This is a genomic window from Streptomyces montanus, from assembly GCF_005786655.1.
GTDB classification, from domain to species: domain Bacteria; phylum Actinomycetota; class Actinomycetes; order Streptomycetales; family Streptomycetaceae; genus Streptomyces; species Streptomyces sporangiiformans.
Genome location: NZ_VBZC01000036.1, coordinates 44,225 through 68,699, shown reverse-complemented (window position 1 = coordinate 68,699; position 24,475 = coordinate 44,225). Strand labels below are relative to the sequence as shown.

Below are 24,475 nucleotides of genomic sequence, written 5' to 3'. Positions count from 1 at the left end.
GTGATCACTCGACGGTGGCCACTCTCGCGATGAACCGTTCATGCCAGGGGAATGGCAAGGCATGGGGTGGGCCAAGAACCCCCCAAGCAAACGTATCGGGGGCCCAAGAGACCGTAACCGCAGGGGATTTGGCGTGATTGACCGGCCGTGACGGACGGGCGGTGATCGACGGGCCGTGATGGGCCGGTGGTGATGGGCCGGCCGCTCGGACCGCTCAGCTCGGCGGCTTCGCCCCGCGCTCCTTGAGCAGGTCGGTCATCAGCTGCATCTCCGACTCCTGGGCCTCGACCATGCCCCGCGCGAGCCGACGCTCCACCCCGACCTCGCACTTCTTCACACAGCCCTCGGCCATGTGCACGCCGCCCATGTGGTGGGAGTACATCAGCTGGAGATAGAGGATCTCGGCGTCCTTGCCGCTCGCCTTGTTCAGCGACTTCATTTCGGCGTCGGTCGCCATCCCCGGCATCAGCGCGCCGTCCTCGCCGGACGCCATGCCGCCCATGTCCATCCAGGTCATGGGCGGGTCCGCCGACACCTTCGGCAGCCCCCACAGGTCCAGCCAGCCGATCATCATGCCGCGCTGGTTGGCCTGCGTCTGCGCGATGTCGTACGCGAGGCGGCGTACGTCCTCGTTCTTGGTGCGGTCGCGCACGATGTACGACATCTCGACGGCCTGCTGGTGGTGCACCGCCATGTCGCGCGCGAAGCCCGCGTCGGCGGACTCCGCCGACGGGGGCTTCATACCGGAGTCGTCGCCGTCGGCGACCGCGTACGTGATCCCGCCGGCCGCCACGAGCACGGCCGTGGCCGCCCCGGCGATCCAGCCGACGTGTTTCGTCTTCCTCAAGGCTTCCTCACTGCGACAGGCCGTTGGTGCAGGCGGCGCCCGGTTCCGGGGTCTGCTTGCCCTGCACGAACTCCGAGAAGAACTTGTCGACGTTCGGGTCGCTCGCGCTCGTCACCGTACGCTGCTTGCCCCACGCCGAGAGCATGATCGGGTCCTTCTGGTCCTCGACCGGGCTCATCAGCGAGTACGGGGTCTTCTTGACCTTCGCCGCGAGCGCCTTCACGTCGGCGTCCGACGCCTTGCTGTTGTACGTCACCCAGACCGCACCGTGCTCGAGGGAGTGCACGGCGTTCACGTTCTTGATCGCCTTGGTGTAGACGTCGCCGTTGCAGTTCATCCACACCTGGTTGTGATCACCGCCGACCGGAGGGTTCATCGGGTACTTCACATCGCCGTTGACGTGCTTCTGGGTCAGCTTCGTGCTCCAGGTCTTCACGCCGTCCTTGCCCGCGACGAACTTCCCCGAGCTGCTCTTCGAGTCGCTGCTCGCCGAGTCGCTGTCGTCGGACTGCGAGCGGATGAGGACGGCGCCGCCGGCGACGAGACCGCCGACGATCACCACGCTCGCGGTGATCGTGAGGATCCGGTTGCGGCGCTCGCGGGACTTCTCGGCGCGGCGCATCTCCTCTATGCGCGCCTTGCGCGAAGCGGAGCCGGTGTTCTTCGAACCCATGGGTGAGTCCTTATGGGGGTGGAGGGGGACGGTCGGGTCAGTTGATCGTAGTGGGGACGGGGACGGGGTATATAGGTCCCCTGTCCTCAGCCGCACATTTCCCGTCCAGGGCCAGTCCCGCCGCGGAGGAGGCGCGCCCGGGAGAAAGTGTGCGGGCCGGGCATTACAGGGACACGGGTGAGCAGGCAGTATGGGCAGCAGAGCAGTACACCTGCCGTATGTACACCTGACGTATGGGAGGCGTTCAGACCGAGGTCGGCCCGCCGATCAAGGTCCGCAACGCGTACGAAATGGTGTTGTGGTGGGATGCTCACGTGCCCGACCGCCTCCCGTGGCGCGGGAGCAGTGGTCTGACCAGCAAGGATGGGTGGAAGCGGAAGATGGACAAGCAGCAGGAGTTTGTGCTCCGGACCCTGGAGGAGCGCGACATCCGTTTCGTACGGCTGTGGTTCACGGACGTGCTGGGCTTCCTGAAGTCCGTGGCCGTGGCCCCGGCCGAGCTGGAGCAGGCCTTCGACGAGGGCATCGGCTTCGACGGCTCCGCGATCGAGGGCTTCGCCCGGGTGTACGAGTCCGACATGATCGCCAAGCCCGACCCGTCGACCTTCCAGGTCCTGCCGTGGCGCGCGGAGGCCCCCGGTACGGCGCGCATGTTCTGCGACATCCTCATGCCGGACGGCTCGCCGTCCTTCGCGGACCCGCGCTACGTACTGAAGCGTGCCCTCGCCAAGACCTCCGACCTGGGCTTCACCTTCTACACCCACCCGGAGATCGAGTTCTTCCTCCTGAAGAACAAGCCGGTCGACGGCACCCGCCCGACCCCGGCCGACAACTCCGGCTACTTCGACCACACCCCGCAGAACGTCGGCATGGACTTCCGCCGCCAGGCGATCACCATGCTGGAGTCGATGGGCATCTCGGTCGAGTTCTCGCACCACGAGGGCGCGCCCGGCCAGCAGGAGATCGACCTGCGCTACGCGGACGCGCTGTCCACGGCGGACAACATCATGACGTTCCGCCTGGTCATGAAGCAGGTGGCGCTGGAGCAGGGCGTCCAGGCGACCTTCATGCCGAAGCCGTTCTCGGAGCACCCGGGCAGCGGTATGCACACGCATCTGTCTCTCTTCGAGGGCGACCGCAACGCGTTCTACGAGTCCGGCTCGGAGTACCAGCTCTCCAAGGTCGGCCGCTCCTTCATCGCCGGCCTGCTCAAGCACGCCGCCGAGATCTCGGCCGTCACCAACCAGTGGGTCAACTCCTACAAGCGCATCTGGGGCGGCTCCGAGCGCACGGCCGGCGCCGGCGGCGAGGCCCCCTCGTACATCTGCTGGGGCCACAACAACCGCTCGGCCCTCGTCCGCGTCCCGATGTACAAGCCGGGCAAGACGGGCTCGGCCCGGGTGGAGATCCGTTCGCTCGACTCGGGAGCCAACCCGTACCTGGCGTACGCGGTCCTCCTGGCCGCCGGCCTCAAGGGCATCGAGGAGGGCTACGAGCTCCCGCCGGGCGCCGAGGACGACGTCTGGGCCCTCTCGGACTCCGAGCGCCGCGCGATGGGCATCGAGCCCCTCCCGCAGAACCTCGGCGAGAGCCTCACCCTGATGGAGCGCAGTGACCTGGTCGCCGAGACCCTGGGCGAGCACGTCTTCGACTTCTTCCTCCGCAACAAGCGCCAGGAGTGGGAGGAGTACCGCTCCGAGGTCACGGCCTTCGAGCTGCGGAAGAACCTGCCGGTGCTCTGACCGGTGCTCTGAGCGGCAGGGCAGCGGGTTCCCGGGTTCCCGCGACGGCCCGGTCCGGCGGCAGTGAGCCGCCGGACCGGGCCGTCTGCATGCTGAGACACGGGGTCATGATCTGAGATCCGCGTGCCTGCACATCCTGCCTCGCATCAATGCAGGTCACTGCGGCTGACGTTGTGCGCCGCGCAAGGCATGTGGCGAGTGATATGCGGATTTTATTGCCAATTGCCCTGGTTTTGTTGACATGTGCGATCCAGGCGAGAAGCGTGAGTTGAGAACACACGGCAGTCCGGAACGCTCTGCCGCACAGCCGAGAAGGTCTGGAGGCTTGGCGGATATGACGAACTCACTCACGAGGAAGCGGGTCGGGGCCGCGGTTGCCGCGGTTGCCGCGGCGTTCGCCTTGGGCATCGGCAGCGCAGGTGTCGCCGACGCCAAGATCACCCCGCAGTGCACCAACGGCGGCGGCCAGCAGCCCGGTGGTCAGCAACCCACGTGCACCGGCAATGGGCTGGACGACGAGAGCGTGAACCCGCAGGGCAAGCTCCCGCCGGGGCACAACTGACAGAGATCGGCCCAGAACAGCCTGGGACCATAGGCTGACACGCACACTGGGGAGTTCGCCCGTGCGCGGGGTTACCCGCACAGCGGCGTCACTCCCCATTTTGGTATCCGTGCCGCCGCGCTTCGCCGGCTCAGTGGCGGCCCCCGGGATACGTGAGGGCGTTGAAGTGTACGTTCGGCACTGCAGGGAGCAGTCGGACACCGCCGGACCGCTTCGCGCTTTCGGTCGCGGTTCTCCTCGTGTGCCGGTATGCGGCGCGTGGGGCGGGCAGGAGGCGGTGATCCGGGTCGAGCCATCCGGGACCTGCGCTTCGGCTGAACCAGATTCTCGTCCGGCCGTCAGCACTCGCTGATGAATGCCCGCAGTATCTCCTCATTGCGGTTTCCGGCGCGTAGTTGAGCGAGTGCGTCCCTGAGATCCAGCACATTGGTGACCAAGTTGTCGCTGACCATCCCGGATGGACCGTGGGCCAGTGCGATCCCGCTCCGCTCTTCCAGAGCGTCGGAGATCGTCTGGAGAACTACCGGATCGGGACGCGGGGCATCATTCCCCGGCGGGCTGAGATAGAAGCGGAATTTTCCGTCGGGCAGATGGATGTCGAATCGCGAGGCGAACATTCGGGTTGACTTGCGCCAGTCCAGGTTCGCGCCAGGGAGCGGCAGAGTGAATACCTCTTCCGCTCCCATCACATAGGTGAGCCGCTGCCTGGTCACGATGAGGGCGCCGACGGTTATTCCGGACCAGGACAACCGGAAGCGGCGCCCATCCGGGTCACACCATGCCACCATTGCCAGTTGATCGTTCATATTTCCCCCCGTGGGATGTCGAGTGCCCAGCATCCTGCATGGGGGAGCCCGGAAGACAGGCTTCAATGGGCGTTTTTTGATCCCATGTGCCTCATCGGTCCTTTACTGCTCAGAAATTGAAAAGAGCCTGATCGATGATCGCGAGACCTGCGCTGCCGGCCTGGGGCATTGAAGACCGCGCGGACTACCCCCGCTGCTTCAGCTCGGTCAGGAGTTCGTTCAGCGGCTTGGTGGCGCGCTGGCGGTATTCCTGGATGGCCCAGCCGTTGCCGTCCGGGTCCTTGAAGTACATGAACGTGGCGCCGTCGTCGGCCGCGTACTGCACCGGCTCGGAGACCTGGAGGCCGCGATCGACCAGTTCGCTGTGGGCCGCCTTGATGTCGGTGACGCACAGCTGGAGGCCCTGGTACGAGCCGGGCGCCGGCGTCGGCCCGTCCATCGTCTCCCAGATGGTGTCGCCCAGGGCGATCGAGCAGCCGGAGCCGGGGGGAGTCAGCTGGACGATGCGCATGCCCGGCATGACCTCCTGGTCGATGTCGACATGGAAGCCGACCTTGTCCCGGTAGAAGTCCCGGGCCCGGTCGATGTCACTGACAGGCAGCGGGATCACTTCGAGCGTGTACTCCATCACTGGTCCTCCAGGTCGTCCCCACGGGGGTCAGCCGAACCTCCAGCGCGTCTGGCTGAACGGCTCCCCCTTACCGAAGCCGAAAACCGTCCGGGGCGCCACCTCGAAGACAAGAGCATTTCCCGGGCCGTGGTGGAAGCAGCCGTCACGCACCTCGAAGTGCCAGAAGCTGCCGTACTTGCGCTCCCACGCGTCGGCGAGAGCGCGCAGCCTGTCGTCGTCACTCACCCGGACCGCCTCACCCTCCACCACCAGGTCGTAGCCCTTGTCCCAGATGTTGGTGCCGGTGGTCAGCACGACGTTCGCGTTCCGCTCCAGATTCCGCGCCTTGCGCTCCTCGGGCCCCGTGCAGAAGTGCAGCGCGTCGTCGGCCCACACGGCGGGCAGCGGGGTGACATGCGGCCGTCCGTCGGGGCGTACCGTCGAGATCCAGAAGAGCTCGGCTTCGGAGAGCAGCGCCTGGACATCCGGCCAGCCAGGTGCGGCGGCGCCTTCGCTGCTGTAGCGGGGATCGAGTTCAGCCTGTGGGTCCATACCGTTCCTGTTCCCGGTTTCTCCGTTTCTGCTCCCCACCTGAACAGACTCCGCGACCCGCCGGAACTCATCGCGGCCAGTCGGACGCGGCCGCTCTGGCGCTTCCCGCAGGCACTCCGGTTAGGCTCAAGGCCGAACGACCTTGATCCGACAGTTCGACAGTCCGACAGGAGGCCGAGGATGACGGCGGCGCCGGGGCGCAGGAGCAGTACCTTCACACGGCTGCTGCGGCACGGTTTCATCGATCCGTCGGCCGCCGAGCGGCTCCTGCAGAGCGGGCAGCTCGCGCCGGTGAGGACCGACCCGGTGCTGCTCGACGCGCTCGGGGCGACCGCCGATCCGGATCTGGCGCTGCTCGGGCTCGTACGGCTCGTCGAGGCGCAGACGGACCACGCCGGGCGGCGCGAGCTGCTGGACACGCTGATCGCGGCCAAGCCGCTGCGCGACCGGCTGCTCGGGGTGCTCGGGGCCTCCGCCGCGCTCGCCGACCATCTCGTGCGGCATCCGCTCGACTGGCAGGCACTCGTCATGTACGAGCCGCAGGACCTGCACCCGGGAACGGCGGAGTTCGAGCGCGGACTCGCCGAGGCCTCCGACCCGGTGTCGTTGCGGGTCGCCTACCGGCGCTGTCTGCTGTCCATCGCCGCCCGTGACGTGTGCGGGACCACCGACCTCGCCGAGACCGCCGCCGAACTCGCGGACCTGGCGACCGCCACGCTGCGCGCCGCACTCGCCATCGCACGGGCCGCGGCCCCCGAGGACGCCGCCCTGTGCCGGCTCGCGGTCATCGCGATGGGCAAGTGCGGAGGTCACGAGCTGAACTACGTCTCCGACGTAGACGTCATCTTCGTCGCGGAGCCCTCCGACGGGGCCGACGAGCAGAAGGCCCTGCGGGCGGCGACCCAGCTCGCCTCCCATCTGATGCGGATCTGCTCCGAGACCACCGTCGAGGGCTCGATCTGGCCGGTCGACGCCAACCTGCGGCCCGAGGGCCGGAACGGTCCGCTCGTACGGACGCTGTCCAGCCATGTCGCCTACTACCAGCGCTGGGCCAAGACCTGGGAGTTCCAGGCCCTCCTCAAGGCGCGGCCGGTCGCCGGCGACATCGAGCTCGGCGAGGAGTACGTCGACTCGCTCGCCCCTCTCGTCTGGCAGGCCGCCGAGCGCGAGAACTTCGTCCCCGACGTGCAGAAGATGCGGCGGCGCGTCGTCGAGAACATCCCCGCCGCCGAGATCGAGCGCCAGCTGAAGCTCGGGCCCGGCGGACTGCGGGACGTCGAGTTCGCCGTGCAGCTGCTGCAGCTGGTGCACGGGCGGGCCGACACCTCGCTGCGCAGCCCCACCACGCTGGACGCCCTGAAGGCGCTGGCCGCGGGTGGCTACGTGGGACGCGTCGACGCCGCGCAGCTGGACGACGCGTACCGGTTCCTGCGCTCCATGGAGCACCGCATTCAGCTCTACCGACTGCGGCGCACCCACCTCGTGCCCGAGGACGACGCCGACCTGCGGCGCATCGGCCGCTCGCTGGGCCTGCGCACCGACCCGGTCACCGAGCTGAACCGTGAGTGGCGACGGCACTCGTCCGTCGTACGGCGGCTGCACGAGAAGCTCTTCTACCGGCCGCTGCTCGACGCCGTCGCCCAACTCGCCCCCGGCGAGGCCCGGTTGAGCGCGGACGCGGCCCGGGAGCGGCTCGTCGCGCTCGGCTACGCGGATCCGGCGGCCGCGCTGCGCCACCTGGAGGCGCTCGCCTCCGGGGTCACGCGCAAGGCCGCGATTCAGCGGACACTGCTGCCGGTGCTGTTGGGCTGGTTCGCGGACTCCGCCGACCCGGATGCCGGCTTGCTCAACTTCCGCAAGGTGTCGGACGCGCTGGGCAGGACCCCTTGGTACCTGCGGCTGCTGAGGGACGAGGGCGCCGCCGCCGAGAACCTGGCCCGTGTGCTGTCCGCCGGGCGTCTCGCGCCCGACCTGCTGATGCGGGCCCCGGAGGCGGTGGCGCTGCTCGGCGACGGTGACGGCGGCGGACTCGAACCCCGCGACCGCGCGCACCTGGAACAGGAGATCCTCGCCGCGGTGGGGCGAGCCGACGGAGGCGAGGCCGCGGTCACCGCCGCGCGCGGCGTACGACGGCGCGAGCTGTTCCGCACGGCCGCCGCCGACATCGTCGGCTCCTACGGCACGGAGGAGTCGCCCGCCACGGCCGACCAGGGAGCGCTGGTCGATATGGTCGGCGGGGCGGTCTCGGACCTGACGGCCGCGACCATCGCCGGGACGTTGCGGGCCGTGGTCCGCGACGGATGGGGCGACATGCTGCCGACCCGTTTCGCGGTCATCGGGATGGGGCGCTTCGGCGGACACGAGCTGGGTTACGGCTCGGACGCGGACGTGCTGTTCGTGCACGAACCCCGTGAGGGCGTCGACGATCAGGAGGCCGCCCGAGCCGCCAACACCGTGGTCGCGGAGATGCGGCGGCTGCTGCAGATCCCCAGCTCAGACCCGCCGCTGCTGATCGACGCCGATCTGCGGCCCGAGGGGAAGTCCGGGCCGCTGGTGCGGACGCTGAACTCGTACGGGGCGTATTACCGGCGGTGGTCGCTGGTCTGGGAGTCGCACGCCTTGCTGCGGGCGGAGCCCGTCGCGGGAGACGAGGACCTGGGGCGGCGGTTCATCGAGCTGATCGACCCGTTGCGGTATCCCGCCGAGGGGCTCGGTGACGACGCCGTACGGGAGATCCGGCGGCTCAAGGCGCGGATGGAGGCGGAGCGGTTGCCGCGTGCGACGGACCCGACACTGCACACCAAGCTGGGGCGTGGCGGGCTGTCCGACGTGGAGTGGACGGTGCAACTGCTGCAGCTTCGGCATGGCTGGGCGGAGCCGGGGCTGCGCACGACGCGCACGCGCGAGGCTCTGGCCGCCGCGTGTGCCGCCGGGCTGGTCTCCGGTGAGGACGCCGCGACGCTCGACGAGGCGTGGGTGCTGGCGACTCGGGTGCGCAATGCGGTGATGCTCGTGCGGGGGCGGGCCGGCGACACGTTCCCGTCGGACGGGCGTGAGCTGGCGGCCGTGGGGCGGTACCTGGGGTATGGGCCGGGGCATGTGGGCGACATGCTCGACGCGTACCGGCGCACGACGCGCCGGGCTCGGGGTTTGGTGGACGAGTTGTTCTACGGGGGGTAGGGCTGGATTCTTCGAGCCCGGGCCGGCATCAATCAGCCCGTCCGGCGTTTGAGGACGAGGCCGTTCAGGCCGATACGGGGGTCTGGGGGCGGAGCCCCCAAGAACAGGATGGGACGGGTAGGGGCGGCGGGGGCGAAAACCCCCCCCCACAGCCCAGCGGCAGCGTCAGGCTCTCGCGGGCAGAACCGGCCGCGGCAGGGCGTACGGCAGTGCCCCGTACCAGACCCACGCCACCGCGAAGCCGAACGCCAGGCACACCAGACCGCCCACCGCGTCCAGCCAGAAGTGGTTGGCGGTGGCGACGATGACCACCAGGGTCGCCGCGGGATACAGCAGGCCGAGGACACGGACCCAGGGCACCGACGCGAGAGCGAAGATCGTCAGGCCGCACCAGACGGACCAGCCGATGTGCATGGACGGCATCGCGGCGTACTGGTTCGACATGTTCTTCAGGTCACCGGAGGCCATGGAGCCCCACGTCTGGTGGACCACGACCGTGTCGATGAAGTCGCCGCCGTTCATCAGCCGCGGCGGGGCGAGCGGATACAGGTAGTAACCGACGAGGGCCACGCCGGTGGTCGCGAACAGCACCATGCGCGTCGCCGCGTAACGGCCGGGGTGGCTACGGAAGAGCCACACCAGAACACCCAGCGTGATGATGAAGTGCAGGGTCGCGTAGTAGTAGTTCATGCCGACGATCAGCCACGTCACCGAGTTCACGGCGTGGTTGACGGATTCCTCGACGGCGAGTCCGACGCTGTGCTCGACCTTCCAGATCCAGTCGGCGTTGCGCAGCGCCTGAGCCTTCTGCTCCGGAACCGCGTTGCGGACGAGCGAGTACGTCCAGTAACTGACCGCGACCAGCAGGATCTCGAACCAGAGCCGGGGACGACGCGGCGTACGCAACCGGCGCAGGAATCCCTGCTCCACGCGCTCGTCGACCTCGTCCGAGACGGACGCGACGGGCGATGGAGCGGCCTGCTGACGGCCTTCGAGAGGCGTCGCGGTCGTCTCACCCATAGGGTCAGAGTCTGCCAGACAATCCGTCCACCACCGATCATCCCTCGGTCGGTTCCTGGACGCACGTTCTACACCTGAAGGAGGCCGTGGCCTCCGCCCTACGGACGATTACGGTCCTTAGGGGCCGAAGCCGTCGAACCGCGCACCACCAGCTCCGGCATGAACACGAACTCGCTGTGCGGAGCCGGAGTTCCGCCGATCTCCTCCAGCAGCGTCCGCACCGCCGCCTGGCCCATGGCGGGCACCGGCTTGCGGATCGTCGTGAGCGGCGGGTCCGTGAAGGCGATGAGCGGGGAGTCGTCGAAACCGACCACCGAAACGTCCCGCGGCACCTCCAGGCCACGCTGCCGCGCCGCGCGTATCGCGCCGAGCGCCATCATGTCGCTCGCGCACACGACGGCCGTGCAGTCGCGATCGATCAGGGCGGTGGCAGCGGCCTGACCGCCCTCCAGTGTGTAGAGCGAATGCTGTACGAGGCGCTGCTCGACGTCATCCGTACGCAGGTCCAACTGGTCCTGCATCGCGCGCACGAACCCCTCGATCTTCCGCTGTACCGGCACGAACCGCTTCGGGCCCAGGGCGAGTCCGATCCGGGTGTGGCCGAGCGAGACGAGGTGCGTGACGGCGAGGGTCATGGCCGCGCGGTCGTCGGGTGAGATGAAGGGGGCCTGGACCTTCGGCGAGAAGCCGTCGACCAGAACGTACGGGACGCCCTGGCCGCGCAGCCGCTCGTAGCGCTGCATGTCCGCGGAGGTGTCGGCGTGCAGGCCCGAGACGAAGATGATTCCGGCGACGCCCCGGTCGACGAGCATCTCCGTCAGCTCGTCCTCGGTGGAGCCGCCCGGAGTCTGGGTCGCGAGGACCGGGGTGTAGCCCTGCCGGGTCAGTGCCTGTCCGATGACCTGGGCCAGGGCCGGGAAGATCGGGTTCTCCAGCTCCGGGGTGATCAGTCCCACCAGGCCCGCGCTGCGCTGTCGCAGCCGCACGGGCCGCTCGTAGCCCAGTACGTCGAGCGCGGCCAGTACGGACTCGCGGGTGGTCGCGGCGACGCCCGGCTTCCCGTTCAGGACGCGGCTGACGGTCGCTTCGCTCACCCCTGCCTGGGCTGCGATGTCGGCAAGCCGTGTGGTCACAGGGGTGGACTGTACCGGCCGGGTCTCGGCTTGCCCACTAACCGAACGCCGTGCGCGGGCAGTTGTACGGCCCGCTCCGGGCTGCTGCGTCATCGAGCTCCCTCGTGTTCTGTCGGCGTCCGCCGCGTGCGCCGCGTCCGTCTCGTCTGCCGCGTGCGCCACGGGAAGGGATCGTTCCCGCAAGGGGCTGACGAGGCGATGATCCCTGTAGTGGAGCGGTTATGGCAAGAGCTTGCAGGGCCTTGCAGAAGGGGTCATTGCCCTGTTGATCGGCCGTAAGCCGCGGGCAGCGGCAGCCCGGGGCAAGTCACGGGTGGGTAACTGTCCGGCGTTCTTGCACTTTTTTGCTGCAAGGACTTTCGCAACGCTTGCAGCGCTGTTACGTTCACGTCGCCCGGCGGCGGCAACGGCGCGGTCGGCAGGCGGCGGACGGGGCCGCCACCTCAAGCACACGGGCTTTCACCCTCAAGGAGAACTCATGCGGCGTGGCATAGCGGCCACCGCGCTGATGGCGTCCCTCGCCCTCACGGCGACGGCGTGCGGCGGGGACGACAGCGGCAGCGACCAGTCGGACGGCCCTCTCACGATCACCTGGTGGGACACCTCCAACGCCACCAATGAGGCGCCGACGTACCGGGCCCTGGCCAAGGACTTCGAAAAGGCCAACCCCGGCATCAAGGTCAAGTACGTCAACGTGCCCTTCGACCAGGCGCAGAACAAGTTCGACACCGCCGCCGGCTCCAAGGGCGCCCCGGACATCCTGCGCTCCGAGGTCGGCTGGACGCCCGCGTTCGCGAAGAAGAGCTTCTTCCTGCCGCTGGACGGCACCGAGGCCCTCGCGGACCAGGGCAAGTTCCAGCCCAGCCTGATCGAGCAGGCCAAGTACGACGGCAAGACGTACGGTGTGCCGCTGGTCACCGACACCCTCGCGCTGGTCTACAACAAGGCGATCTTCAAGAAGGCGGGCATCGACGAGGCGCCCGCCACCTGGGACGACCTGAAGTCCGCCGCCGCGAAGATCAAGCAGAAGGCCGGCGTCGACGGCTACTGGGGCTCGACCCAGGCGTACTACGCGCAGTCGTTCCTCTACGGAGAGGGCGCGGACACGGTCGACGCCGACGCCAAGAAGATCACCGTCAGGTCCCCCGCCGCCGTGAAGGGGTACGAGACCTGGGAGAGCCTCTTCGACGGCAAGGGCCTGCACAAGGCCGACACCACCGCCGACGCGTACGCCCACATCCAGGAGGCCTTCGTCAGCGGCAAGGTCGCCTCGATCGTCCAGGGCCCCTGGGAGATCACGAACTTCTACAAGGGCTCGGCCTTCAAGGACAAGGGCAACCTCGGCATCGCCACCGTCCCGGCCGGCTCCACCGGCAAGGCGGGCGCGCCGACGGGCGGCCACAACCTCTCCGTGTACGCCGGCTCCGACAAGGCCCACCAGGACGCGTCGCTGAAGTTCCTGAAGTTCATGACCTCGGCGAAGTCGCAGGAGACGATCGCCCTCAAGAACTCCACGCTGCCGACCCGCGACGACGCCTACACCGCCGAGGTCAAGGCCGATCCGGGCATCGCCGGCTACCAGAAGGTGCTCTCCTCCGCACAGCCGCGGCCCGCGCTGCCCGAGTACAGCTCGCTGTGGGGTCCGCTCGACACCGAGCTCAACAAGGTCGCCGGCGGCAATGAGCCGCTGGACAAGGGCCTGAGCAACGCCGAGACCGCGATCGCCAAGCTGGTCCCGGACTTCGGCAAGTGACCCCGAGTGGCCGTCGGGTCCCCCTGATCTCGGGGGAGGGACCCGGCGGCCACCGGCCCGCGTGCCCTGCCCCGGCCTCCCGGTCGTATCCCGGCCTCCCGGTCGTATCCCCGGCTTCCCGGCCGGACCCCTGATCTGCTGATCTTCCCGAAGGTGTCGAACCATGACAGTCGCCATCGACCGAGCGACCGGCAAGCGTCGCGGTGGCCGCGAGCCGCGCCCCGGTCCGTTGCAGCGCCTGAAGCACGCGTACGACAAGCACTGGTACGCGTACGCGATGATCGCGCCGGTCGTCGTCGTGCTCGGTGTCCTGGTCGTGTACCCGCTGGTGCGGGGCTTCTACCTGACGCTCACCGACGCCAACAGCCTGAACTCGGCCCGCCGGATCGGCGTCAACCACATCGACGCCACCTACAAGTTCATCGGCCTGGACAACTACGCCGACATCCTGTGGGGCCCGACCGCCTACGACCGCTTCTGGTCGCACTTCATCTGGACGATCGTCTGGACGGCAGTCTGTGTCGCACTGCACTACGCCATCGGGCTCGGCCTCGCGCTGCTGCTCAACCAGAAGCTGCGCGGCCGCACCCTGTACCGGCTCATCCTGGTCCTGCCGTGGGCCGTGCCCACCTTCGTCACGGTCTTCGGCTGGCGCTTCATGCTCGCCGACGGCGGCATCATCAACTCCGGGCTCGAAGCACTGCACGTGCCGGCGCCGCTGTGGCTGGAGGACCCCTTCTGGCAGCGCACGGCCGCGATCATGGTCAACACCTGGTGCGGTGTGCCGTTCATGATGCTCTCGCTGCTCGGCGGTCTGCAGTCCATCGACTCCGCGCTGTACGAGGCCGCCGAGATGGACGGGGCGAGCGCCTGGCAGCGCTTCCGGCATGTGACCCTGCCGGGCCTCAGGCCGGTCGCCTCCACCGTCGTCCTGCTCGGTGTCATCTGGACGTTCAACCAGTTCGCCATCATCTTCCTGCTCTTCGGTGACACCGCACCCGACGCGCAGATCCTCGTCACCTGGGCCTACTACCTGGGCTTCGGCCAGCAGCCGCGCGACTACGCCCAGTCCGCCGCGTACGGCGTCCTGCTGCTGTCCCTCCTGATCGTCTTCACCTCCGTCTACCGCCGCTGGCTGGCCCGCAATGAGCAGCAGCTCGCGATCTGAGGCAGGAGTTCCCATGAGCACCACGACCCTCGACACCTCCACCGCGGTGACGGACCAGACGCCCGCGGCCGCGCCGCCTCGCAGGGCGCGGCGGCGCGGCGAGCGCGGCCTCGCCGCCTCGTTCACCTCGCACGGCATCCTGATCGTGGCGAGCCTGATCGCGCTCTTCCCGGTCGCCTGGCTGGTCTTCCTGTCGCTCGGCCCGGACAAGGACGACTACCTGCACCCCGGACGCATCTTCGGCAGGATGACGTTCGACAACTACGTCTTCGTGCTGCGGGAGACGAAGTTCTTCGACTGGCTGATGAGCACGCTCATCGTCTCGCTCGGCACCACGGCGATCGGCGTACTGATCGCCGCCACCACCGGCTACGCCGTCTCCCGGATGCGCTTCCCCGGCTACAAGAAGTTCATGTGGGTGCTCCTGGTCACCCAGATGTTCCCGACCGCCGTACTCATCGTCCCGATGTACGAGATCATGTCGGAGCTCCAGCTCATCGACAGCTACTTTGGCCTGATCCTCGTCTACTGCTCGACCGCCGTGCCCTACAGCGCCTGGCTGCTCAAGGGATACTTCGACACGATCCCCTTCGAGATCGACGAGGCGGGACGCGTCGACGGACTGACCCCGTTCGGCACGTTCGCGCGGCTGATCCTGCCACTCGCCAAGCCGGGTCTGGCGGTTGCCGCCTTCTACAACTTCATCACTGCTTTCGGTGAGGTCGCCTTCGCCTCCCAGTTCATGCTGGACGACACGAAGTACACCTTCGCCGTCGGCCTGCAGAGCTTCATCAGCGAGCACGACGCGCAGCGCAACCTCATGGCCGCCACCGCGGTGTTGATCGCCGTCCCCGTCTCCGCGTTCTTCTACCTTGTCCAGAAGAACCTGGTGACCGGCCTCACCGCGGGCGGCACGAAGGGCTGACGCCCCCCGTATCTACACACTTGTGACCGAAACTCCGTTACGCACCAAGGACACCATGAGCCAGCACTCCACCGACCCGGCCCCGGCCCCCGCTTCGACGTCAGCCCTCGCCACCGTCGCCAGACACCGCGACTGGTGGCGGGACGCGGTGATCTACCAGGTCTACCCGCGCAGCTTCGCCGACGGCAACGGCGACGGCATGGGCGACCTGGAGGGCGTACGGTCCCGCCTGCCCCACCTGCGCGACCTCGGCGTCGACGCCGTGTGGCTCAGCCCCTTCTACGCCTCGCCGCAGGCCGACGCCGGCTACGACGTGGCGGACTACCGGGCAGTCGACCCGATGTTCGGTTCCCTGCTCGACGCCGACGCCCTGATCCGCGACGCCCACGAGCTGGGCCTGAGGATCATCGTCGACCTGGTGCCCAACCATTCCTCGGACCAGCACGAGTGGTTCAAGCGGGCGATCGCCGAGGGCCCGGGCTCTCCGCTGCGGGACCGCTACCACTTCCGCCCCGGCAAGGGCGCCGACGGTGAACTGCCCCCGAACGACTGGGAGTCCATCTTCGGCGGGCCCGCCTGGACGCGTGTCACCGAGCCGGACGGCACCCCCGGCGAGTGGTACATGCACCTCTTCGCCCCCGAGCAGCCCGACTTCAACTGGGAGCACCCGGCCGTCGGCGACGAGTTCCGCTCGATCCTGCGGTTCTGGCTCGACATGGGCGTCGACGGGTTCCGTATCGACGTCGCGCACGGCCTGGTGAAGGCCGAGGGACTGCCGGACCTGGGCACGCACGAGCAGGTGAAACTGCTGGGCAATGAAGTCATGCCGTTCTTCGACCAGGAGGGCGTGCACGAGATCTACCGCCAGTGGCGGCTCGTTCTGGACGAGTACTCGGGTGGGCGCGTTTTCGTCGCCGAGGCGTGGACCCCCACCATCGAGCGCACCGCCAACTACGTGCGTCCCGACGAACTGCACCAGGCCTTCAACTTCCAGTACCTGAGCACCCACTGGGACGCTCACGAGCTCCGCTCGGTCATCGACCGCACCCTGGACGCGATGCGCCCGGTCGGCGCCCCCTCCACCTGGGTGCTGTCCAACCACGACGTCACCCGCCACGCCACGCGCTTCGCCAACGAGGCCGGCCTCGGCACGCAGATCCGCTCGGCCGGCGACCGCGACCTGGGCCTGCGCCGGGCACGCGCGGCCACGCTGCTCATGCTCGCCCTGCCCGGCTCGGCGTACATCTACCAGGGCGAGGAACTGGGCCTGCCCGACGTGGTGGACCTGCCGGACGAGGTGCGCCAGGACCCGGCGTACTTCCGGGGCGCAGGGCAGGACGGCTTCCGTGACGGCTGCCGGGTGCCGATCCCGTGGACGCGCGAAGGGTCGTCGTACGGCTTCGGGTCCGGTGGCTCCTGGCTGCCGCAGCCGGACGGCTGGGGCGAGCTGAGCGTCGAGGCACAGACCGGTGAGCCGGACTCCACCCTGGAGCTCTACCGCACCGCGCTCGCCGTACGCCGCGAGCAGGCCGACCTCGGGGCCGGTGACGCGATCGAGTGGCTGAAGGCGTCCGAGGGCGTCCTCGCCTTCCGCCGAGGCGAGTTCGTGTGCGTCGCGAACACCACCGGCGAGGCGGTCCGCACCCCGGCGTACGGCCGAGTCCTCGTCGCCAGCGGCGAGGTGACCGTCGCCGACGACGAGGCGAAGCTGCCGGCGGACACGACGGTGTGGTGGACGACGGCCTGACGGCTTCGTTCGCTGACCTGCCGGGGCGTCGACGGCACCGTGCGGGTGCCCTCCTCGGTGAGACGGCCGCGCGCACCGCCCACCAGACAGTGCGCGCGGCCGGGCGGCTCGGTCAGCCCGCGTGATCGATGACGTCGTGGAGATACTGCACGGCGAGCTCTTCGGCGTGGCGTCGGCGTTCGATCGCCGCTTCGGTGCTGTCGAGCCACTGCCGGTAGAGCTCGACGCCGGCGAGGAGAGCCTGACCTGCGTCGTGCCGGTCGTAACCGCAGACGGTTGCCTGAAGGTCGCGCGCCTCATCGGGTGCGATGGATTCGAGGTGGCGGACGCCGCGGGGTGAAGCACCCACCCGTCGAGCGGCCAGGGGACCCAGGACGGCCTCGCGCAGATAGTTGAGGACGCTGATGACCTCGAACAGCTCACCGCGCCCGAGTTTCGTCGCACCGTAGTGCACCCAGATCCAGAACCGGTCCTCGATCCACTGGAGTTCGAGCGACGGGGCTGTCGGCGGGTGCTTGGCGAGGGAGTCTGCCAGGCCGCCGTCCCGATCCCACAGGATCTCCGGGTCCTCGACACGTTCGGCGAACTCGGAGGCCCGCACGAACTTGAAGTCGACATGCAGGAGGGGCGGCCCGACGAGCGTGATGATCAGGCGGGGTTCGCCGACGTGCTCTCCGGTGAACCCCGCAACAAGGGCGGCCCACGAGCCGATCAGCGCGAGGCGCTCCTCCATGACCGAGTCGAACGCCTCGTCGTCGATGACCACGATGAGATCGACATCGGAGTAGACGTCGGGGTGTCCTCTCGCGATCGACCCCGCGACGGCAACACCGGCCACTCTCGCATCTTGCTGAATCCGAGGAAGCGCGTCGCCGAGGAACCGGCTGTGCAGAGAGGGGACGTCCATGGAACTCCTTCCGGCACGAGCAAAGTTTTCGAACGTACCATGCCGTGCGGCCGGATGGGCCGGCTGGCTTGTGGGCCGGGACATGGGGGGCCTCAGCCCGGGCTGAACCAGCGGGTGAGGGCTGCCTTCAGGCTTTCAGGGTCCGCACCTGCCCAGGCGACGTAGCCGTCGGGCCGGATGAGCAGTGCGGGTGCTGGGGCCTCGTCGGCGGTTGCGGTTACGCGGCGCACTCGGTCATTCCAGGGCTTCGCGGTGGCGGCCAGGTCGCTCCCGCCGGTGAAGTCAACAAGCAGGGGGCGGGCGTCGCGCAGGAGCTCAGCAAGGCGCCGTGTCTGTCCGTCGTCGGTGGTCAGGTCAAGGGGTGGAACAAACCAGCCGGTGGGCGCGGCGGGGTGGTCCTCGCCCATGTCGTAGCGGACGTCGGCACCCGCCATCGTGGCGGCGACCATGTGCACGTTCTCGGTGCGGTCCAGGAGTTCCGCGAAGAGCCGGCGCAGGGCGGTGACATCGGCTCCGGGCGCCAACAGAGCGGACGCGGCTCGGGTCTGCATGAGCACGCGCTCGCCGGCCGCGTGGCGCTCGGTCTCGTAGCTGTCGAGGAGGCCTTCTGAAGCCCAACCCCGCACTGCTGCGGCGAGTTTCCAGGCCAGGTTGGCCGCGTCTTGCAGCGCCGCGTTCAGGGTAGGCCCGTGGCTAACGTGTGCGGCGTCGCCGGCGATGAAGACCCGACCGTCGCGGTAGCGGTCAGCTTGTCGGGAGTTCCGTTGGCACAGGCGGCGGAGCAGTGTGGGCGCGCCCTCGGGCGGGGGAGTCAGGGGCAGGCGCACTCCGATGACCCGTTCGATGCTGTCCTCCATCTCGGTCAGCGTCATCGGCGCGCCCGGCCCCGGGAAATTGCCCGCCGGGTGCTCTTCCCATTCGGCTGTGTTGACGAGCGGCCGCTGCGGGTTGTGCGGGAGGAGGTTGAAAACGCCCTTCTCGGTGCGGTGGAACATCGCCGGGATCTCGCCGAGGCCATCGATCACGACACGTCCCCCCGGCACGAAACGGAAGTGGTCGCTCGGCCCGATCAGGGCCGACCGGTCGACGACGTCGTCGGTGGTGCCGGGGAAGCCGATTCCTGACTGCCTGCGGATCAGGCTGTTGCCTCCGTCGCAGCCGACGAGGTATCGGGCGGTGAATGTCGTCTCGGTTCCGTCCGAACCGCGTGCGACGACGCCGACTTGCTCATCGGTCTGGCTGAAGGAGAGCACGTCCCAACCTCGTCGGACATCCGCGCCGAGTTCGGCCGCTCGCTCGATGAGCACACGTTCGAGATCGCGCTGGTTGACCGGCAGGAGATACATCGGGTTCGCCTTGCCGAGCACGTGCAGCGGGAGCGGCATCCCGGCGTAGAAGAACCCAGGCGCAGGCTCCGGTGCTCCTGTGCCCCCGCAGCGTTCTAAGAGGCCGCGGTTGTCCAGCAGCCGCACGACCTGCCCGGCGAGGCCGTGCGCCTTGTCTGCCGGGTCCGGTTCCGCCCGTCGTTCCAGCACGAGGGTCTGGACCCCCGCGAGACGGAGCTCGCAGGCGAGAAAGAGGCCGGCGGGTCCACCGCCGACGATGACGACATCGAACATCACGGACTACTCCTGTGCGGCTCTTCGGTATTCACGTGCAGGTCGGGTGACGTCTTCAAGCCGGCGCACCCAGCCGGCGGAACGCTTCGCGCAGCAGTGGAAGCAACTCGACGGGCGCGGCTGCGCAGCAGGCCGACGATCGGGGTCCGCCCACCGGCACCGCGACGGCGGTGCGCGGGCACTTCGATCGAGCCGGGGATGAGGACATCGGATGCGCTGGTAGATACGCGACTGTATCTAACAGCGGACACACTAAGTCGCCGCGATAAGATACACAAGTGAATCTCAAGCGTGAGCGGATTGCGGGTGAGCGCGGGGCGACCGGTGCGACCGGTGCGACCGGGGCGCAGGAGGCGGGCCGTCGTGCGGACGGCGGCGCGACCCGTGGCGGCGGCGCATCCCGTCGACGTGGTCCCGAGCTCGAGAACGCGATACTCGACGCCGCGTGGGACGTGCTGGTCGAGCACGGATACCCCGGCTTCACCTATGAGGCGGTCGCCGCCCGCGCCGGCACGAGTCGACCCGTGCTCTACCGGCGCTGGCCGCAGCGCGAGGACCTGCTGCTGGCCACTCTCACCAAGTTCTGGCAGCCGATCGCGGTGCCCGACACCGGCAGCCTTCGCGACGACGCGATCAGTTTCCTGCGCAACGCCCACGCCGGCCGCGCGCACATGATCACGATGATGAGCGTGCAGCTGGTGGACTACTTCCGCGACACCAGTACCAGCTTCAGCGAGCTGCGCGAAGCCCTCCTCACGCCGGGCCGGGCGACCGCCTTCGAGATAATCGTCGGCCGAGCGGTCGACCGCGGTGAACTGCCCGACGTGCCGCGCTCGTCCCGCGTGGTGAACCTGCCGTTCGACCTGTTGCGCCACGACATGCTGTTGACGATGCGCGCGGTGTCGGACGAGTCGATCGTCGAGATCGTGGACGAGGTGTGGCTGCCGCTACTGGGGGTGCCTGGGACGCAGTCCGCGTCGCCGCCTCCGGCCCCACCGGCCTGACCCTCGCCTGCGACCTGACCCGCCGGGGTGTCGCCGTCCGCCTCTCGGAGCTGAGGCCCGGTCAGGCTGGCGCCCACCTCGATTGATCACCGCCCAGAGCAACTCAAGTGGAATTCAAGGCTGTTGCGAGGAGAACGGGCCCCAGCCATTGAGGATCGCTGACTTCGACGCAAGCTGCACACTTGCTTCATGGATCAAGGGGTGGCAGCGCTAGTAGCTGGAATCGTGGGCATGATCGGGGCCCTTGGCGGCGCGACAGCGGGCGGGTATGCGGCAGTTCGAGGAGCACGTATCGGGGCCGAGAATGCCGCAGAGGTCACTCGGCAGCAGGTCAAGGATCAAGCCGCCGCGAACCACGCGCAATGGCTAACGGATCTGCGCAGGGAAAAGTACTCCACCCTGGTACGAACGAGTGTCGACTTTGCTATGCAGATCGGGCCGCTCATCTCCTTCGAGAGTCGACGGGACGATCCCGACTCTCAGCTCAACCAGGTGCGTCGCACCTACTTCGACCAACTCTACGAGGCCCGGTTCCTCGCAGGTCGCGAACTTCAAACGGCGATTGATCAAGCTGCGGACCTGGCGGAAAACGTTGGACACGAACCGTACGACGATCGGGGAGAGAGGATGGAGTATCGCCATAGGCTTTACGGCGAAGCGTTCGCTTGCGCCCGAGCGATCGAAGAGGCGGCGAGAGCCGAGCTGGGTCTACCTCCTCGTGAGCGCACCCGGGAATGACGGCGAAAGAATGCAGACGTGACCAGCGCAGACCTGCCCATGTCTCGGCGCAGCGAAGCCAAGCGCGCCCAGGACCAGCGCCGCCGTCAGCGCATGCGGAGCAACGGGGGCATCGAGCGCTTCACGGCTGAAGAGATCGGTGAGCGGGACGGCTGGGTCTGCGGCCTGTGCCAAGGTCCAGTGGAACGGGCGTATCAGCATCCAGACCCTCGGTCACCGAGCATCGACCACATTCGCACCATCGCGTCCGGCGGCACTGACACCCGCGACAACGTGCACCTCACACATTGGGGTTGCAACCATGTACGCAACGACAGCACCCCGCTGAGGACTGTCGAGGAAGCCGAAGCGCTGCGAGCTGTCCTCCTGCGGAAACCGGCGCTGCGGCCCTACGCAGAGGGCCTCACGGCCGAAGACCTGATCCGCCGCTCTCAGGCTTTCCATTCACCCGAGAGGTATCGCGCCAAGTTGGCGCGTCGGGTGGAACGCTACGAACGCGAAGGACGCTGACTGCGTACGGCTACCGTCAGGCCAGCGGAGGCCGAGGTCACTTCGACAAAGGCCTGCGACGGATCCGCGTGCCAAAGTCGTGCCAGATGCAAGGGTCAGCCGCGGTCAACAGGGGCGGCTGGCGGGTGCATCCACGTCGGCATGCTCGGCAGGCGAAGTGGCAAATCACCTGGCGACGCCCCAGTCTGTGCGTGAGGCCCGGTGGGGGTGCCCTGGCACACGTGTGCCTGATCGGTCGACGTACCCATCATCGTGGCTGGCTGTCGTCGGCTGAGGTGCAGACCGACACTGGCGGAGACGTCGGCCGTCGCTCGACTACAGGTCGTGCCGGGATGAGCCGACAACCGAACCTCAGTCGACGGACAGGAAGTAGCGCCGTTTCTCCTTCGCTTGGGCACCCAGCCGGTCATAGAACCTGATCGCGTCCTCGTTCCACGCTGGAGTCTGCCATTGGACCTGGCTGAGTCCACGTGCACGTGCTTCGGCCAGGACGGCATCCACCAGCATCAGGCCGACGCCCAGGCCCCGGTGGCCGTCCCGTAGGAAGAGGCAGTCCATGTGGAGGTACTCCGCACCGTCCCAAGTGGACAACTCGGGCGCGCACGAGGCGTATCCGATGATCTCGCCGTCGTCCAGCTCCGCGACGAAGCAGCACAGGCGCGGAGCCGCCAGACCGAAGAGCAGTGCCTCCAGCCGCTGGGGCAGGTCGGCAGGCGGCGGCACCGCCTTCTCGTACGCGGCGTGTTCGGCCGCCAGCAGAGCGATGTGCGGCAGATCGGCGGGGCGCGCATGCCGCACCCGCGGCACCCCGGCGCCCGTCAACGAACCTCGCCTTCCATCATGTCGCCGCGCCATGCGGCCAGCCGCTCTTCGAAAGCGCCGTCTCCGTCCAGCACATGCCGACTGAACGCGTCCCGTTCGTAGGCCAGTACCGCCGCTTCCCACACGCAAGGAGCAAGGCCCGACCGGCCGGGCCGCAGTCGGCTGATGTTCCCGGCCGGCCCGGTGAAGACGGCGAGGTCGGACATGTACCCCTCGATCCACGTGTGCACCAGAACGTAGTCACCGTCGCCACCGGCATGCATCAGCAGCGCGGAATGCCCAAGTGAGCCCCGCAGATGAGCCGACGACAAGTGATGGGCCGCGATCCGCAGCGCGGCCTGTGAGTCCTGGTCCGTCACCGTCCGCCCAGGTGCCTCGATCGCATAGGACTTCACCACGTGCCCGGCGACCTCAGGGCTGCCCAGCGGGCGCACGGTTCGGGCATGGTAGCCATCAGCCAGCGCAAGTAATGCGCCCGCATCAGCAGGTGCCAGAGACTGGGTTTCATCGTTTGTGGTCACACGGTCATGATGCATGCTCCCCTTTGGCGCCCGACAAGGGCGTGTGATCCGCCGGGCATCAGGCAAGCACCGAGCCCCGCACGAGGCCCTGCGCCCAACCAACAGACCTGGAAAGCGTGTTGGCGACCACGATCGGGAGATGCGACCTGGACTCGTCTGGCATCACGACTCGGCCGCACGGGCCCAGTCATCACCCCCTACGTCCCGGAGGCGGTTCGTCGAACAGGCTGAGTTCATCACTGCTCGGGGCCTCAAAGAGCTCTGCGTACTCCTCAAGCATCTCGCGAGTGATTGGTACGGTCCCCCACTCAGCCTCCCCGTTGCGGGCATCAAGGCGGCGGCACAGTTCATCAATCGACGCGGCAAGGTAGTGCAGTTCGACGGGAACGCCGAGTGCGCGCGCGCCGAGGCGCTTCTCATCCCGCTCAGAGCGTGCCCAGAAGCCGAACTCCAGGATCACGCTCTGTCCGAGCTTCAACAGCTCCTGGGCATGCTGGGAAAGCCGCCTCTCAAGCTGGTCGCGCGTTTGCTCATCAAACAAGTCAATGCCGAGATCCGCCATCCATTCGTCGGGGCACAGACGCACAGCTGGAATCTCATTCGCCAGATGCTTGGCCAGCGTTGTCTTACCGGAACCAGGAAGTCCGCACAGCAAGATCAGCCTCGGCTCGCGTCCCGCGTCCACCAGGTCCCTCCACAGCGCCTCAGGATCATCACTGCCGCACATGCTGACGCAGCCAAGCGACACCACAGAACGTTTGATGAGGGTTACTGCTCGGGCGATACCCCAGACCTGCCCTTGTCTCCCACACCGCCGGGTGGGACGGTCCGTGGTGAGTGCGTGCGGCGTTGCCGCCGAAGATTTCAGTGGGCCGATCCCGAGGGAGCGTCGACAGAGTCGCACCTGTCCCCGTCATGGTGTTCTAGTTGGCGACGCATGTCGAGCAGGTGGTGGCGCAGCTCGTGCAGAGTGTGCACGGCGACCCAGCGCAGTGAACGTTCCTCGCGCTCGGGATAGGTGTATACCAGTGTGCGCTCCCAGTCGGCGGGCGACAGCCGGTCGAGAACATGGGCGAACAGTAGTGCCGCGTCACGGAGTTGGCGGGCGACATCGGCGGGCTGCTGCCGGGCGTAACCGTCGTGATCTACCCGCTCGTCGCGCCCCATGGGCTCGGCGACCGGCGTTTCATGACGTCGTGCGGCCAGTGCCCGCTCCCGCTGGGCGAGCAGCACATCGCGCATGTGACAGGCGTACTCAAGGGGCGACCACACGTGCGGCGCGGAGCGCCGCCGCAGCACGGACGGTTCGGCCCTCAGTAGCTCCGCGTATTCGCTCGCGTGGCCCTTGGCGAGCGTCGAGACCGTGGGAGCCAGGGCGAGGTCGTACTCAAAACCGCATTCCGCGCAAGCCATCATGGATTCACGTTAACAAGCGCTTCCTTGCGGCACGGCCGGATCGGGTGGCGGTTGGGGTGGGCAGTCGCAGCCGGTATAGCGCGCTCTTCGAGCGTCGCTCCGCGATGGCCTAGGGCCGCCCTGCACGGATCGAGCCCTCCCAAGTCTGGTCGGCTGTCAGGCAGGTCCGCCTCCTGGTTGAGTCCACAACGAACCGAGGAGGAAGAGCGGAGCCGGGGAT

At 68.2% G+C, this 24,475-nt stretch carries 23 protein-coding genes; 10 read left to right on the top strand and 13 right to left on the bottom strand.

Annotated elements, in window-relative coordinates:
- Positions 1 to 214: 214 nt before the first annotated feature.
- The gene (locus tag FE633_RS28885) at positions 215 to 847 is read right to left on the bottom strand and encodes a DUF305 domain-containing protein (RefSeq protein ID WP_138048113.1); all 633 of its coding nucleotides are present in this window, start codon (positions 845 to 847) and stop codon (positions 215 to 217) included.
- Positions 848 to 854: 7 nt separating this feature from the next.
- The gene (locus tag FE633_RS28880) at positions 855 to 1,520 is read right to left on the bottom strand and encodes a thioredoxin-like domain-containing protein (protein ID WP_138048112.1); all 666 of its coding nucleotides are present in this window, start codon (positions 1,518 to 1,520) and stop codon (positions 855 to 857) included.
- Positions 1,521 to 1,900: 380 nt separating this feature from the next.
- Between FE633_RS28880 and FE633_RS28875 the strand changes: the two genes are divergently transcribed.
- On the top strand, positions 1,901 to 3,262 hold the full coding sequence (locus FE633_RS28875; RefSeq protein WP_119100500.1) for a glutamine synthetase family protein: 1,362 nt from the start codon (positions 1,901 to 1,903) through the stop codon (positions 3,260 to 3,262).
- A 334-nt stretch (positions 3,263 to 3,596) separates the two neighbouring features.
- On the top strand, positions 3,597 to 3,824 hold the full coding sequence (locus tag FE633_RS28870) for a hypothetical protein (RefSeq protein WP_138048111.1): 228 nt from the start codon (positions 3,597 to 3,599) through the stop codon (positions 3,822 to 3,824).
- Positions 3,825 to 4,162: 338 nt separating this feature from the next.
- On the opposite strand, the gene FE633_RS28860 is transcribed toward FE633_RS28870, so the two are convergent.
- The 3 genes from FE633_RS28860 to FE633_RS28850 all read right to left on the bottom strand — a co-directional run bounded on the left by FE633_RS28860 (position 4,163) and on the right by FE633_RS28850 (position 5,792).
- On the bottom strand, positions 4,163 to 4,630 hold the full coding sequence (locus FE633_RS28860; protein WP_138048110.1) for a hypothetical protein: 468 nt from the start codon (positions 4,628 to 4,630) through the stop codon (positions 4,163 to 4,165).
- Between the two features lie 184 nt (positions 4,631 to 4,814).
- Complete coding sequence (locus tag FE633_RS28855) at positions 4,815 to 5,258, bottom strand: VOC family protein (RefSeq protein WP_138048109.1); 444 nt, start codon at positions 5,256 to 5,258, stop codon at positions 4,815 to 4,817.
- A 30-nt stretch (positions 5,259 to 5,288) separates the two neighbouring features.
- Positions 5,289 to 5,792 carry a pyridoxamine 5'-phosphate oxidase family protein gene (locus FE633_RS28850; protein ID WP_138048108.1) on the bottom strand — a complete coding sequence of 168 codons (504 nt, stop codon included), beginning with the start codon at positions 5,790 to 5,792 and terminating at the stop codon, positions 5,289 to 5,291.
- Positions 5,793 to 5,972: 180 nt separating this feature from the next.
- On the opposite strand from FE633_RS28850, the gene FE633_RS28845 reads away from it, so the two are divergent.
- Positions 5,973 to 8,972 carry a bifunctional [glutamine synthetase] adenylyltransferase/[glutamine synthetase]-adenylyl-L-tyrosine phosphorylase gene (locus FE633_RS28845; protein WP_138048107.1) on the top strand — a complete coding sequence of 1,000 codons (3,000 nt, stop codon included), beginning with the start codon at positions 5,973 to 5,975 and terminating at the stop codon, positions 8,970 to 8,972.
- Positions 8,973 to 9,137: 165 nt separating this feature from the next.
- On the opposite strand, the gene FE633_RS28840 is transcribed toward FE633_RS28845, so the two are convergent.
- Positions 9,138 to 9,992, bottom strand: a complete 855-nt coding sequence (locus FE633_RS28840; RefSeq protein WP_138048106.1) for a phosphatase PAP2 family protein — start codon at positions 9,990 to 9,992, stop codon at positions 9,138 to 9,140.
- Positions 9,993 to 10,090: 98 nt separating this feature from the next.
- Positions 10,091 to 11,125, bottom strand: coding sequence for a LacI family DNA-binding transcriptional regulator (locus FE633_RS28835; RefSeq protein WP_281291278.1), 1,035 nt, complete (start codon positions 11,123 to 11,125; stop codon positions 10,091 to 10,093).
- Between the two features lie 478 nt (positions 11,126 to 11,603).
- On the opposite strand from FE633_RS28835, the gene FE633_RS28830 reads away from it, so the two are divergent.
- The 4 genes from FE633_RS28830 (at position 11,604) to FE633_RS28815 (ending at position 16,718) form a co-directional block, all read left to right on the top strand.
- Positions 11,604 to 12,878: an extracellular solute-binding protein gene (locus FE633_RS28830; RefSeq protein WP_138048105.1), complete on the top strand. Its 1,275-nt coding sequence runs from the start codon at positions 11,604 to 11,606 to the stop codon at positions 12,876 to 12,878.
- Positions 12,879 to 13,041: 163 nt separating this feature from the next.
- Complete coding sequence (locus FE633_RS28825) at positions 13,042 to 14,046, top strand: carbohydrate ABC transporter permease (protein ID WP_138048104.1); 1,005 nt, start codon at positions 13,042 to 13,044, stop codon at positions 14,044 to 14,046.
- Positions 14,047 to 14,059: 13 nt separating this feature from the next.
- A complete protein-coding gene (locus FE633_RS28820) occupies positions 14,060 to 14,971 on the top strand; it encodes a sugar ABC transporter permease (protein WP_138048103.1) in 912 nt (303 codons plus the stop codon).
- Positions 14,972 to 15,026: 55 nt separating this feature from the next.
- Positions 15,027 to 16,718 (top strand): glycoside hydrolase family 13 protein, encoded by a 1,692-nt coding sequence (locus FE633_RS28815; RefSeq protein WP_138048102.1) that lies wholly within the window; start codon positions 15,027 to 15,029, stop codon positions 16,716 to 16,718.
- Between the two features lie 112 nt (positions 16,719 to 16,830).
- On the opposite strand, the gene FE633_RS28810 is transcribed toward FE633_RS28815, so the two are convergent.
- Both FE633_RS28810 and FE633_RS28805 read right to left on the bottom strand, forming a co-directional pair.
- Positions 16,831 to 17,625, bottom strand: coding sequence for a nucleotidyltransferase domain-containing protein (locus FE633_RS28810; protein WP_138048101.1), 795 nt, complete (start codon positions 17,623 to 17,625; stop codon positions 16,831 to 16,833).
- 92 nt (positions 17,626 to 17,717) lie between these two features.
- On the bottom strand, positions 17,718 to 19,244 hold the full coding sequence (locus FE633_RS28805) for an FAD-dependent monooxygenase (RefSeq protein ID WP_138048100.1): 1,527 nt from the start codon (positions 19,242 to 19,244) through the stop codon (positions 17,718 to 17,720).
- 278 nt (positions 19,245 to 19,522) lie between these two features.
- On the opposite strand from FE633_RS28805, the gene FE633_RS28800 reads away from it, so the two are divergent.
- The 3 genes from FE633_RS28800 to FE633_RS28790 all read left to right on the top strand — a co-directional run bounded on the left by FE633_RS28800 (position 19,523) and on the right by FE633_RS28790 (position 21,496).
- Positions 19,523 to 20,248, top strand: coding sequence for a TetR/AcrR family transcriptional regulator (locus FE633_RS28800; protein ID WP_342791219.1), 726 nt, complete (start codon positions 19,523 to 19,525; stop codon positions 20,246 to 20,248).
- A gap of 231 nt (positions 20,249 to 20,479) precedes the next feature.
- Entirely contained in the window at positions 20,480 to 20,986 is a 507-nt protein-coding gene (locus FE633_RS28795; protein WP_138048099.1) for a hypothetical protein, read from the top strand.
- Positions 20,987 to 21,004: 18 nt separating this feature from the next.
- On the top strand, positions 21,005 to 21,496 hold the full coding sequence (locus FE633_RS28790; protein ID WP_246113869.1) for an HNH endonuclease: 492 nt from the start codon (positions 21,005 to 21,007) through the stop codon (positions 21,494 to 21,496).
- 351 nt (positions 21,497 to 21,847) lie between these two features.
- Here FE633_RS28790 and FE633_RS28785 read toward each other — a convergent pair whose 3' ends face one another.
- From FE633_RS28785 to FE633_RS28770, 4 genes are all read right to left on the bottom strand, one after another.
- Entirely contained in the window at positions 21,848 to 22,351 is a 504-nt protein-coding gene (locus FE633_RS28785; RefSeq protein ID WP_138048098.1) for a GNAT family N-acetyltransferase, read from the bottom strand.
- On the bottom strand, positions 22,315 to 22,839 hold the full coding sequence (locus tag FE633_RS28780) for a hypothetical protein (RefSeq protein WP_246113868.1): 525 nt from the start codon (positions 22,837 to 22,839) through the stop codon (positions 22,315 to 22,317). The genes FE633_RS28785 and FE633_RS28780 overlap by 37 nt, the downstream gene beginning before the upstream one ends.
- 190 nt (positions 22,840 to 23,029) lie before the next feature.
- The gene (locus FE633_RS28775; RefSeq protein ID WP_246113867.1) at positions 23,030 to 23,524 is read right to left on the bottom strand and encodes a P-loop nucleotide/nucleoside kinase family protein; all 495 of its coding nucleotides are present in this window, start codon (positions 23,522 to 23,524) and stop codon (positions 23,030 to 23,032) included.
- A gap of 179 nt (positions 23,525 to 23,703) precedes the next feature.
- Positions 23,704 to 24,255, bottom strand: coding sequence for a DinB family protein (locus FE633_RS28770; RefSeq protein ID WP_138048097.1), 552 nt, complete (start codon positions 24,253 to 24,255; stop codon positions 23,704 to 23,706).
- Positions 24,256 to 24,475 lie beyond the last annotated feature (220 nt).